The organism is Psychrobacillus soli, assembly GCF_006861775.1.
In the GTDB taxonomy this organism is placed as follows: Bacteria; Bacillota; Bacilli; order Bacillales_A; family Planococcaceae; genus Psychrobacillus; species Psychrobacillus soli.
In genome coordinates this window covers 18855-31854 of the sequence record NZ_VDGG01000047.1, presented here as the reverse complement: position 1 = coordinate 31854, position 13000 = coordinate 18855, and the positions used below count along the sequence as shown (strand labels likewise).

General features: G+C 37.1%; 13 protein-coding genes and 1 other annotated feature. All 13 genes read right to left on the bottom strand.

Annotated features, from left to right (window positions below):
* Nucleotides 1–150: 150 nt before the first annotated feature.
* Entirely contained in the window at nucleotides 151–2901 is a 2751-nt protein-coding gene (ileS, locus tag FG383_RS17160; protein ID WP_142608624.1) for an isoleucine--tRNA ligase, read from the bottom strand.
* A 77-nt stretch (nucleotides 2902–2978) separates the two neighbouring features.
* Nucleotides 2979–3204: a binding site (T-box leader), on the bottom strand.
* 52 nt (nucleotides 3205–3256) lie between these two features.
* Nucleotides 3257–3766 (bottom strand): DivIVA domain-containing protein, encoded by a 510-nt coding sequence (locus FG383_RS17155; protein ID WP_142608623.1) that lies wholly within the window; start codon nucleotides 3764–3766, stop codon nucleotides 3257–3259.
* A 96-nt stretch (nucleotides 3767–3862) separates the two neighbouring features.
* Entirely contained in the window at nucleotides 3863–4651 is a 789-nt protein-coding gene (locus FG383_RS17150) for a YlmH family RNA-binding protein (protein ID WP_142608622.1), read from the bottom strand.
* A 47-nt stretch (nucleotides 4652–4698) separates the two neighbouring features.
* Entirely contained in the window at nucleotides 4699–4962 is a 264-nt protein-coding gene (locus FG383_RS17145; protein WP_142608621.1) for a YggT family protein, read from the bottom strand.
* Between the two features lie 19 nt (nucleotides 4963–4981).
* Nucleotides 4982–5458: a cell division protein SepF gene (locus FG383_RS17140; protein ID WP_142608620.1), complete on the bottom strand. Its 477-nt coding sequence runs from the start codon at nucleotides 5456–5458 to the stop codon at nucleotides 4982–4984.
* Nucleotides 5455–6147, bottom strand: a complete 693-nt coding sequence (locus FG383_RS17135; protein WP_142608619.1) for a YggS family pyridoxal phosphate-dependent enzyme — start codon at nucleotides 6145–6147, stop codon at nucleotides 5455–5457. The genes FG383_RS17140 and FG383_RS17135 overlap by 4 nt, the downstream gene beginning before the upstream one ends.
* Nucleotides 6148–6223: 76 nt before the next feature.
* A complete protein-coding gene (locus FG383_RS17130) occupies nucleotides 6224–6463 on the bottom strand; it encodes a YlmC/YmxH family sporulation protein (protein WP_142608618.1) in 240 nt (79 codons plus the stop codon).
* Nucleotides 6464–6570: 107 nt separating this feature from the next.
* Nucleotides 6571–7353, bottom strand: coding sequence for an RNA polymerase sporulation sigma factor SigG (gene sigG, locus FG383_RS17125; RefSeq protein WP_142608617.1), 783 nt, complete (start codon nucleotides 7351–7353; stop codon nucleotides 6571–6573).
* Between the two features lie 90 nt (nucleotides 7354–7443).
* Nucleotides 7444–8151 carry an RNA polymerase sporulation sigma factor SigE gene (gene sigE / locus FG383_RS17120; RefSeq protein WP_142608616.1) on the bottom strand — a complete coding sequence of 236 codons (708 nt, stop codon included), beginning with the start codon at nucleotides 8149–8151 and terminating at the stop codon, nucleotides 7444–7446.
* A complete protein-coding gene (locus tag FG383_RS17115) occupies nucleotides 8151–8993 on the bottom strand; it encodes a sigma-E processing peptidase SpoIIGA (protein WP_185907991.1) in 843 nt (280 codons plus the stop codon). Before FG383_RS17115 ends, sigE begins: the two co-directional genes overlap by 1 nt.
* 1049 nt (nucleotides 8994–10042) lie before the next feature.
* Entirely contained in the window at nucleotides 10043–11203 is a 1161-nt protein-coding gene (gene ftsZ / locus FG383_RS17110) for a cell division protein FtsZ (protein ID WP_142608614.1), read from the bottom strand.
* A gap of 39 nt (nucleotides 11204–11242) precedes the next feature.
* Nucleotides 11243–12535 (bottom strand): cell division protein FtsA, encoded by a 1293-nt coding sequence (gene ftsA / locus FG383_RS17105; protein WP_142608613.1) that lies wholly within the window; start codon nucleotides 12533–12535, stop codon nucleotides 11243–11245.
* A gap of 112 nt (nucleotides 12536–12647) precedes the next feature.
* Entirely contained in the window at nucleotides 12648–12998 is a 351-nt protein-coding gene (locus FG383_RS17100; RefSeq protein ID WP_142608612.1) for a small basic family protein, read from the bottom strand.
* Between the last annotated feature and the right edge of the window lie 2 nt (nucleotides 12999–13000).

Below are 13000 nucleotides of genomic sequence, written 5' to 3'. Positions count from 1 at the left end.
CAGCACGACAGCAACCAAATTACCAGTGAAAGCAACCAATTCTCAAAATAGCAAGTTTACTTGTAGTGAGACGATGATAATTTTTACATATTATAGGAATCTTAAAGCTAAAAAAAAATGTGGCCCTACTAAAAGGGCCACATTTACTTATTACATGTAATTTTCTTCTACAACATCCGCACAGCGCGTACATAATGTTGCGTGTTTTTCATTCGTTCCAACCGTTTCCGAAATAGTCCAGCAGCGTTCACATTTTTCTCCATCTGCTTTTTCTACTAATACCGATGCATGCTCCAGTACAAGACTATTTGCAGCAGCAGTTGCTACTAACTCAAATTTAGATACGATAAACAATTGTGCAAAATCAATTGCATCTGTTTCAAACAATGATTTATATTCATCTTTCACATATAAAGTTATTTTTGCTTCTAATGATTTACCAATTGTTTTTACATTACGTGCTTCTTCTAATGCTTTTAACACATCGTCACGTAAATCCATAACTTTCGTCCATTTAGTAGCTAAGTCTTCGAAATCTGGATATTGCACAGCATCAGGCATATCCGTTAATTGAATACTTGCTTCTGTTTCATGCTCCAAATAAGCCCAAAGCTCATCTGTCGTATGCGGTAATATTGGTGTCATTACTTTTAATAATGTAAATAGAGTATCATACATGACTGTTTGCATCGCACGACGATCTGGATGATTCTCTCCGTAAATGTATACAACATCCTTCGCAACATCTAAATAGAACGAGCTTAACTCACCTGCAACAAAATTGTTTACAGCGTGGTAAACTGCAGCGAAATCGTAGCGATCATATGCCGAGCGTGCTGTTTTTAATACATCTTGTAAACGCATGAACACATATTTATCCATTTCGCGTAAGTTTTCATATGCGACACGATCTGTTGCAGGGTTGAAATCTGTAACGTTACCATGTAGGAAACGGAATGTGTTACGAATTTTACGATATACTTCTGACACTTGTTTTAACATATCCATCGAAATTCGAACGTCGCCCGTATAATCGACTGATGCAACCCATAAACGTAAAATATCTGCACCATATTGGTTCATTACTTTAGATGGGAGAATTACATTTCCAACTGATTTACTCATTTTGCGACCTTCTCCGTCTAATACGAAACCGTGAGAAAGCAATCCTTTATATGGTGCGTACCCGTTAATCGCAACACTTGTAATAAGAGATGAGTTAAACCAACCACGATATTGGTCAGATCCTTCTAAGTAAAGATCTGCTGGATATTTCATCCCACGCTCAACAAGTACACCTTGGTGAGAAGAACCTGAGTCAAACCAAACGTCCATAATATCGTTTTCTTTTGTAAATTGACCATTTGGGCTACCTGGATGTGTAAAGCCTTCTGGTAATAGCTCTTTTGCTTCTTTTTGGAACCAAATATTAGACCCATGCTCACGGAACAATGTAGATACGTTCGCAATTGTTTCTGGTGTAATGATTGGCTCTCCGTTTTCCGCGTAGAAAATTGGAATCGGTACACCCCATGCACGTTGACGAGAAATAACCCAATCTCCTCGGTCACGAATCATATTGTACAGACGAGTTTCACCCCATGCTGGTGTAAACGCTGTTTCACGAACTGCTTGCAGTAATTCATCACGGAATGCATCAATAGAAGCAAACCATTGTGGTGTTGCACGATAAATAACTGGTTTTTTCGTACGCCAGTCATGTGGATAAGAATGTGTAAAGAAAGTTAACTTTTCAAGTCTACCTAGTTCTTTTAGTTTTTCTGTTACAACTTTGTTTGCATCGTCATAAAATAATCCTTCAAAGCCAGGTGCTTCATCAGTATAGCAACCACGATTATCTACTGGACTTAAAATATCCAAACCGTATTGTTTTCCAATTAAGTAGTCATCTTCCCCGTGACCTGGTGCTGTATGAACGCAACCAGTACCAGCATCGGCTGTTACATGCTCCCCAATCATAACTAAGGAATCACGATCATAAATTGGATGCTTCGCCACAATATATTCTAAATCTGCACCTTTAATTTCTTGTAGCACTTCATATGCTTCCCACTCTAAAGTTTCCGCTAATGATGCTAATAAATCTTTCGCTACAATGAACTTATTGTCCGCTACTTGTGCAACAACATAAGTAAATTCTGGATGCACGGAAATACCTAAGTTTGCTGGAATTGTCCAAGGAGTTGTCGTCCAAATGATGAATTTTGCATCTGCTGGTACAACATCTTTTGCATCTTTTACTTCGAAGCTTACATAAATAGATGGTGATTTTTTGTCTTGGTATTCAATTTCTGCTTCTGCTAATGCAGATTCCGAAGAGGGTGACCAGTAAACTGGTTTTAATCCTTTATAAATATAGCCTTTTTCAGCCATTCTTCCAAATACTTCAATTTGGCGAGCTTCAAATTCAGGTTTTAATGAAATATAAGGATTTTCCCAATCTCCGCGAACACCTAGACGACGGAATTGTTCACGTTGGTTATCGATTTGCTCATAGGCATATTTTTCGCAAAGATCACGGAACTCCGCAACTGTCATTTCTTTGCGTTTTACCCCTTTATTAGTCAAAGCTTGCTCGATTGGTAATCCGTGCGTATCCCAGCCTGGAACGTAAGGGACGTGATAACCAGTCATGGAACGATGACGAGTGATCATATCTTTTAATACTTTGTTTAATGCGTGCCCGATATGAATGTCTCCGTTCGCATATGGAGGTCCATCGTGTAGGATGAATTCTGGACGATCCTTAGTACGTTCTAGTTGTAATTTGTTAATGTCCATTTCATTCCATTTTTCTTGCATTTTCGGTTCATTTGCGGGTAAATTTCCGCGCATTGGGAAATCTGTTTTCGGCATCAATAATGTGTCTTTGTATTCCATTTAAATTCCTCCTTATATTTAGAAAAGCGACTAAATTTCAAAATCGGCACGAACAAACAAAAAAACTCCTCATCCCAAAAAGGGACGAGAAGTTCATGCTCGCGGTACCACCCTACTTGCGTTTTTATAAAAAAAATCGCCGCTTAGTATGCCATAACGGGACATAATCCGAAGACACTTACTTTCTTTTTCAGTGTCCTTGCTCCAAAGTGATAATCTAAAACTATTTCATTGCTTGGGCTCTCACCATCCCCAAGTCGCTTGTTCGAAATATTAATTAGACGTCTTTTTCAACGCATATTTATATGATATGAAATCATTATAGAAAAAGTAAGTCAATCAGTCAAGATTTGTATTAGTCTTCAGTTGCCGAAATTCGATCAATACTTGCTGTATCCACATCGTACTCCATTAAATGATTCCAGTCATCTGTATTAATCAAGTCCAACTGTGCTTCTACTAACATTTTAAAACGATTGCGGAATACTTTAGATTGTTTTTTTAAGTCTTCAATTTCTATTGCGACTCTTCTTGCCTTTGACAGTGCTTCATTGACAATTCGATCCGCATTTTTTTCTGCTTCTTTAACGATTAACTTTGCTTCTTTTTGAGAGTTTCTTCGTACTTCTTCTGCAGCTTCCTGTGCGACAACGATAGACTTATGTAAAGTCTCTTCAATCGATGTGAAATGCCCAACTTTTTCGCTTGAAGATTTCAATTTTGTTTCGAGATCTTTTTTTTCTTTTAATAAGATTTCGAGATCTTTCATTATCTGATCAAGGAATTCATTTACTTCATCTTCATTGTACCCTCGAAATCCTTTACTAAACTCCTTGTTATGTATATCAAGTGGTGTTAATGGCATTTATTCCATCTCCTTTGACTAGACTATCATTCTTTCCTCTATTATACATTTCCGATAGAGTGAATACATCTATAATTCGAATATTGTTGTATATATTTATTTTTTTGGCTCTAAACGACCAATTTGGAGTCGAATTTTATCTTTTTTTGTTCTTCCTTCGATCATTAATAACTTAACTCGTCCTAATCCACGAATCGAAAGTAAGTCTAATTCCTGCAATTCCATAGACATCTGATCTTTCTCCGCCCAATTTACTTTCACTTTCCCACTTGAAATAAGGTTAGCAGATTTTTGACGAGAAATATTAAAAACAGCAGAAAGTACTGTATCTAAACGCAAAGAGCTTACGGTCAATGTCTCGGTTAGCCATTCTTCTGACTGCTCAAAATAGTTTAGTGGATCTTCCACCAGTTCAATTTGTACTTTCACTTTTCCGATAGATGTAAAGTTCGCTCGGACATAGTCCAAAACTTCTGAAGCAACGACAAATTGAATAGCACCATCTACAACAAGGATATCTCCAAATTTACTCCGGTCAATGCCAAGCGACATCATCGATCCTAGTACATCCTTATGCTTTAACGTAACGAACTTCGTCGGATATTTCACTTCTGCAACAGTCATCGAGAAGTCCTCAGTCGTTGGGACAAAATAAGAAGGATACAATAATATTCTTTTTCTTTCTGCATCATCTAGCGCACCGTCTGCTTCTGATTCGATCCCTTCATATTGTCTTCGAATCGAATCAACGATAAATTGTTGTCTTGGGTCTAAGAAATCGGTGAGCTTCGGTGCATACCTGTTTTCTACTTCATGCATTATATTTACGACTTGCTCTATAAAAGGCTGTTCTTCTCTCCTAAAATGCTGTAACACATGTTCCATTTGAGTTTATCTCCTTATGTATAATAAAAACCCCACGAATGTGAGGTTTAAATGAATGCTAGAAAAAGATACGCTACTCCACTCATTGCAAGCTGTAAAGTAAAAATAGCAACAATTGGTGAGATATCAATCATACCTAGTGGAGGGATGATTTTACGAAATATATCTAAATACGGATCGCAAATTCTACCTAAAAACTTTCCAATACTGGATTGTTGGATACTTGGTACCCAGGACATTAAAATATAAACGATTAATGCATACGTATAGATTGTTACTGCTTGACTTAACAAGTTTAAAAATAAAATCATAGTTTAAATTGCTCCTCTATTAATCTAAATCGTTATAATAATAATCCGAAATGGCTCCAGCTACTTCGACGGAATCAGGTGCACAAAGGAAAATATCCGTGCCAACTCGTTGGATGTCTCCACCTAAAGCGTATACGGTTCCGCTTAAAAAGTCGATGATTCTGATTCCTTGATCTTTATCAATACGTTGTAAATTTACAATGACCGCTTTTTTACTTTTCAGGTGTTCTGAAATATCTTGTGCTTCTGCATACACACGTGGTTCTATTAACATTACTTTGGAAGACTTCTGTACATTTTGAATGCTTACTAAATTTGGTACAGCCATTTCTTTAGGTGTCGTATTAAATTTACGCTCTTTCACAGGGGACTTAACCGGTTGTTGTCGCATTTGACTATCTACTGGTTGTTGCTGAGGTTTTGGCTGCTGTGCTGCTGAATTTTCTTCCTCCTCGTCTAAGTAGAAGAAATTTTTCATCCAGTCTTTCATGCTCATTTAATTTCCTCCCTCTCTTTACCTACTAATGCTGTTCCAATTCTAACAAATGTAGCACCTTCTTCAATTGCAATTTCATAGTCACCAGACATCCCCATGGATAGTTCTTGACAAGGTGCATGGATTAACCCTTTCGCTGCAATTTTTTCTTGTAGTGCTTTTAACTGCCGAAAAACATTACGAATAACGGTATGATCATCTGTATTAGGAGCCATTGTCATCAAACCAATGACACGAATACGGGAGTAATTTTCTAACTGGCTAATAAAAGACTCTGCTTCTTCAATAGAAAGACCATGTTTCGATTCTTCTTCTGATATATTTACTTGTACAAAACAATCTTTCGTGGAAGTTGCTCTTTTTTCAATTTCTTCTGCTAAACTGATGCGATCAAGCGAATGCAAATAATCCACTTCATTAATGACGTTTTTTACTTTTCTCGTTTGTAGCGTTCCTATGTAATGCCATTTGACATTGTCTGAAATGGCATCTAATTTGTTCTTTAGTCCATCCGGTCTGTTTTCACCCAGATGAGTTATGCCAGTAGCGATTACTTCTTTTGTACGATCCACAGAAACTTCTTTCGTTACTGCTATAATCGTAACATCCTCCACTTTTCGTTCAGAACGGTTACAAGCGCCTTGAATATGTTGTTTTATTTGTTGTAAATTTTGCTGTACGTTTGTCATATGAAAACCAACTTTTCATCATTTGTTTTTGTTTATTGTATCAATGAAACACTGATTTATCAATGATGAAACTTGCCTATTCTATGTTTCTTGAAACAATTATTACATCTTTTCCAATTATAGCTATATTTTCAACCGCAATTTTTTTAGTTTCCCTTTTTTTGTTAAAAAAAGTTGGATAGGCTCCATTTGTTTCCACGATAAAAGAAATAATACGTCCGCTTTCTTTATCAATTTCCGCATCGACTATAAATCCCAATAATTGGCCACTACTCGCTTCAATTACTTCCTTTTGCTGTGCATCAGAAAATTTCATTGTCAACCTCCTCTTAACACATTGTATGAGCGAAATCGAAAAAAAACGCTTCTTCTATGCAGAAAAAGCGTTTCGTCTATTTTTCTTCGTCATGTTTAAACAAATAGTCATTTAGGATTCAAATGGCTTTGAATCGTAGACAATGCACTTTTTTCTAGGCGAGAAATTTGTGCCTGAGATAATCCTAAATCCATTGCGATTTCTGTTTGGGTAGCCCCGTAGTAAATTCTTTTTGTTAATATTTTCTTCTGTCTTGCATCCAGATTTTGAAAACTTTCTTTTACGGTAAAATATGTTACCCATTGATCTTCGGATACATCATTATCACATAATTGATCCATCATATAAATAGCGTCTCCTCCATCACTAAAAATAGGTTCTTGGAGCGAAACTGGATCTTGAATAGCATCCAAAGAAAGTAATATATCTTCCACTGGTATTTCTAATATTTTCGATAAGTCATCCAGTGTTGGTTCTTGTAAATGTTCATTTATATATTGTTCTTTTGCTTTCATCGCTTTGTAGGCAATATCTCGTAACGATCTAGAAACGCGTACGGAGTGATGATCGCGTAAATGTCTTTTTATTTCTCCAATAATCATCGGTACAGCATACGTGGAAAAACGAACGTTATGCTTCAAATCAAAGTTTTCGATGGACTTAATAAGCCCGATACATCCAACCTGGAATAGATCATCTGCTTGTTCCCCGCGATATGCAAATCGTTGAACAAGACTTAAAACTAGCCTTAGATTACACATAACTAGTTCATCCTTAACTGACTCTTCACCTGCTTGTAACCTGATAAACAATTCTTTCATTTCTTCATGCTTAAGTAAAGGAAGCTTAGATGTATCAATGCCGCATAATTCTACTTTTGTTCTCGTCATAGATCTTCCTCCGGACTTTTTAATTGGTTCTCAATCAGTTTGTCCGGTAGTGTGAAGATTATTCCGAGGCGGCTAATCCAATTTCACCCATTAAGCAATTGGTTCATTTAACAGCTCTTTTAAATCTAAAATTATTTTCTTCTCCAAACGAGAAATATAAGACTGTGAAATCCCTAAATGATCCGCTACTTCTTTTTGCGTCATTTCTTCTTTTCCATTCAAACCGAAGCGACATTGCATAATATATTTTTCTCGATTTCCAAGTAGATTAATCGCTTCAAACACATGTTGTCTTTCTAGCTTTTTTTCCACATCTTCAATAATTAAGTCTTCACTAGTTCCCAATATATCAGATAAAAGTAATTCATTCCCGTCCGAATCAGAGTTTAATGGTTCATCAAAAGAAACTTCTGATTTCATACGATTTGTCTTTCTTAAATGCATTAATATTTCGTTTTCAATACATCTGGATGCATATGTAGCGAGTTTAATCCCTTTATCGAGATTAAACGTTTCTACTGCTTTAATAAGTCCAATAGAACCAATGCTAATGAGATCTTCAATATTCGTATTCGTTTGATCAAACCTTCGTGCAATATACACGACAAGTCTTAAGTTTCGTTCGATTAATACATCTCTCGCATGCTCGTCTCCATCCATAAAAGCTAGCAGCATTTCACGCTCTTCTTCTCTTGTTAGCGGTTTTGGTAATGATTCATTACCACCAATGTAATGTACTCCGCTTCTTCTAAAAGATAATATCCAATAATATATTCGTCGCAATAATCTCAACAGCATTATCTAACACTCCTTTTCTTTAAATGGAAATATGAAGAACTATGCAAAATTCCATCTGCCGCGTGTGGGAATTTATCTTTCACTCTTGTCATAACAATATATCCTTTTGGTAGAGGCAGTTCATTTACTAACCATTGTTCGTACTTGATCCCAATTACCCAAGTTTTCTCTTTTTGTATGGTCGATATTGGTATTAAACGTAATTTTGTAGCATATTCTTTGGAGAGTTTGTCAAGTCCTTTATCTTTTTCAAACTCCCAGTCGCTAATAGCTTGAAACAATTCTTTTGGTAGCACATCTTGTAACACCTCTGCCGCTACGAAATGTACTGGATCGTTTGAAAGTGGTTCTTTACATACATTTCCTGAGTCAATAAAAAGCGTTAACTCCTTTGTTTCCCCAAACAAAGTTATATGAGATGTATATAATAATTCTCTTTCTGCACTTGAAATATTGAGATGTAGTACATGTTTTGTTAAGAAATATAGTCCACCAATAGCGATTAATGCAAAATTTACCAGCATAAATGCATTATTACTATTGCTGTACATCGGTGCTATCGCGGTTAATAATCCTCCTGCGAAAACGCTCGCAAGTAATGTTAATGTAATAGCTTTAACGATTTGTGTACGTTTTTTCCAAAAAGCAATACCAATCATTACAAAAAATGATAAAAATATCGTACTTACATGATGAGAGAAAATGACTGTAATCACACCAGCAATAAAAGCTGAAAGGAACAAATATCTTTTTTGGTTTTCTATCCAACCAATTTTGTTTGCAAATGCTAACACGGTATAGTTGAAAAAAGTATTAGTTGCAATCATGACTTCCGCGTACATGATTCTCCCCCCTTTTTTACTAAATGGTACCATGTCACTTTTAAAAACTTTGTCAAAAGAACGGTGGAAAAGCTCCTTTTTTAACGACAAAAAAACTACCCATATAAAGGATAGTTCATGGTGTAAGGATAATACGTTGTAGAGAGTTCTATTAGGTGACCGCTGTGATTCTCGCTGCAGGACGGACGCTTTCCGTGGGGTGAGTGATGAGCCTTCACCGCCGCTTGCGCGTACGTTGTGAAGTCTCATCTTACTCAACAGATGAACAAAGACTAAGAGCGCCACATCGTGTGGCAACGCCTTTGTGACCAACATCCTGTTGGCCTCCACTGGAGTCGCCGTCTGCAGCGAAAATCAATGAAAAAGACTAGCTTATCGGGATCCGATATTAACAATAAATGGATGAACGAGACAATCTCACCACTCAACACGACAATAGATTCTACGAACGCGACAAACCGGTATGGCAAGTACTAGCTAGCAAATTCGACGGACATTTTATGACGCATTATTCCTATAATACGTATACACTATAGCCATCTCACTCCAAGTAAACTTGCTTTTGTAAGAATTAATTGCTTTCGCTGGTAATTTAGTTGCTCTCATACTTGATCTAGTTGCTTTCAGAATAGAACTGGTTGTTTTCAATGTCTATTCGGTTGCTTTAATCCATTTACTGGATACACTCCATGAAAAGATAATTGTTTTAATCGAGACGATACTAAATAAGTAAGCGGTTTCTAATGATTTTCACTGCAGGCGTCGACTCCTACCGGATAAGTGAGCATAATGAGACTTCTCAGGCGTCCGCCTGAGAAGTCTCATTATGNTTCACCGCCGCTTAGGCGGTGAAGGCTCATCGCTTACCCGGTGGAAAGCGTACGACTGCAGCGAAAATCCTAGCGGTCACCTAATAGGTCTTCTACGACGCAATATCCCTATATTACGCCCCATATATAATCGCATGCTCTACGAAACTCCTAGACAAAAAAGCTATCTCCCATTCGATATTGTTCGAATTGGGAGATAGCTTCATCTAGAATTATTAATTATCGACGTTGGCGATTTCTTAAGAATGTTGGGATGTCTAGTGCATCTTCTTGTGGATGGTTAGACACTTGACGTTCTTGGCGTTCATGTTGTAACGGTTGTTGTATTTCTTCTTTACGCTGTTCACGGATTGGAGTAGTTGAAGCAGCTGGTTGTGTTCTACTTCCTCCAAAGCCTGAAGATCTCGGCTGTTTTTGCATAATCAGTTCTTCATTGAAGCCAGTTGCAATTACCGTCACTACAATTTCATCTTTCAAATTGTCGTTAATAACCGAACCGAAGATCATGTTTACTTCTTCATCCGAAGCCGAAGCTACAATATCAGCAGCTTCTTGTACTTCGAACAAACTTAAGTTAGACCCACCAGTAATATTCATCAGCACTCCAGTTGCGCCATCTATAGACGTTTCAAGAAGTGGACTGGAAATTGCTTTTTTCGCTGCTTCTGCTGCACGATTCTCGCCTGAGGATATACCAATACCCATAAGAGCTGCACCTTTATCGGACATAATCGTTTTAACGTCAGCAAAGTCCAAGTTGATAAGTCCAGGTACAGCGATTAAATCGGAAATACCTTGAACCCCTTGGCGCAATACATTATCTGCTTCCCTAAATGCTTCTAACATCGGCGTATTTTTGTCTACGATTTCCAACAAGCGATCATTTGGGATAACAATTAACGTATCTACCGATTCTTTCATCATACCGATACCGCCTACAGCTTGGGTAGAGCGTTTACGACCTTCAAACGTAAATGGACGTGTTACAACACCGACTGTTAGTGCACCTAAATCACGGGCAATTTGAGCGATTACAGGGGCAGCACCAGTTCCAGTTCCTCCACCCATTCCAGCTGTAACGAATACCATGTCTGCACCCTTTAAAGCTTCTTCAATTAGTTCTTTACTTTCTTCCGCTGCCTTTTTACCGACTTCTGGATTTGCACCTGCTCCTAATCCACGAGTTAATTTACCACCTATTTGTAGTTTTACTTCGGCTTCTGACATTTTTAAAGCTTGTGCATCTGTATTAACAGCGATAAAATCTACACCTTGAACTCCATGTTCAATCATTCGATTTACTGCATTGTTACCGCCGCCACCTACTCCAATAACTTTAATAACGGCTAATTGATCTTCACTTGTTTCAAATTCTAACATGCTATTGCCTCCTATATTCTCTCAGCTATGATAAAGGTTTTATTCAAAAAATTTGTCGAAAAACTTCTTAGCTTTTGACATTGCGCTTTCTTTGTTTTCATTTGTCGAATTTTGCACAGTTTGTTTTTGTTTTTTAGGACTTGAAACTGCTTCACTACTAGCTATTTGTGCTAATGCTTGGCTATTACCAATTTTACCATAGAAAAGATCTTCTTTATAGGCATATCTTATAAGACCAACAGCAGTCGTATATTGTGGTTCGCGTACCCCAATATAATCTGGTGTATACAATCTCACTCTTGTTTGTAGAATATGTCTCGCTAATTGACCTATTCCATCCAATTTAGAAACGCCCCCAGTAATTACTACACCACCAGGTAGGTCTTGTAGACCCATTTTATAAAACTCTTCTAATACCAATTCAAATAATTCTTCTAGACGAACACCAATTATCTCTGCAATATACCGCTGAGAATATTGCTCCTTCATATCTGCTCCAATTACTGGAACTTCAAACAATTCATCATCAGAAGCATCGTCGTAAAAAGCATGTCCATATTTCAACTTAATCATTTCAGCTTGTTCCGTCGGTGTTTTCAATACGATTGAAAGATCTTTTGTAATATGATCTCCACCTACTGGGATAACAGATGTATTGATTAAATGTCCTTCATTGAAAATGGCAATAGTAGTAGAACCACCACCAATGTCAATATAGGCAGTACCATGGTTTTTTTCATCTTCTGTTAACGCAAAATGACCACCTGCTAGTGGTTGCAAATAAATCTCTCTAATTTGCAGTCCAGCTCTTTCCACACACCGTAACACATTATGTAAAATTGTTTTCGATGTAGTCATCATAATACCGTCCAGCTCAAGTCGAGTACCGATCATGCCACGAGGGTCTTTTATTTCTTCTAGATGATCCACGATAAATTGCTTTGGTGCAATATTGATCAATTCTCTCTCTGGAGGAATGGACATTACTTGTGCAGATTCAATGACACGTTCTAAATCACCATCTGTTATTTCTCTATCTTCTCTATTAACAGCTACTACACCTTTAACATTTTGTATATTTGCTAAATTTGCCGGAATTCCTAGAACAATTTCATGGATAGACATTCCGATCATTCTTTCTGCTTCACTTACTGCTTTTTTTATAGACTGAACAGTCGCGTCTATATCAACAATGGTGCCCTTTCGGATACCATTTGATTTTACATTACCTACACCTATTACATGCAGCGAGTCGTCATTCATTTCTCCTATCAATACTTTGATGGAAGACGACCCGATATCTAGTGATACGTACAATTCTGATTGATTCAACCCGTGGCACCTCCTATTTACTCTTTAACTATTATTCTAGTGTAAAAACCGCATAAAGTCTAAAACTTTATAATACATACAGTTAAATATTCTAATTTTTCATACATATTGCTCATGCATTTTTTCTTTCCGACCATTTTGTCAATAAAATACGACGTATTACCGCTATATTTTGGAACAAACGAACACCAAATGCAAAAATAGCAGCTAAATACAAATCTACTCCAAGATGAACTCCTAAAAACGCAAGCGCTGCAGCTAGTCCGATATTGAAGAAGAATCCAGTGACAAATACCTTATCGTCATACACATGCTGTAATTGTGCTCTAATTCCCCCAAAAAGAGTATCTAGAGCAGCTAGTACGGCAATGGATAAATAGCTTTCGTATATGTCTGGAATTTGTATATCTGTTAAAAGACCAAGTGAAATCCCGAGTATTAAACCTAATAATGGCAACCACATAC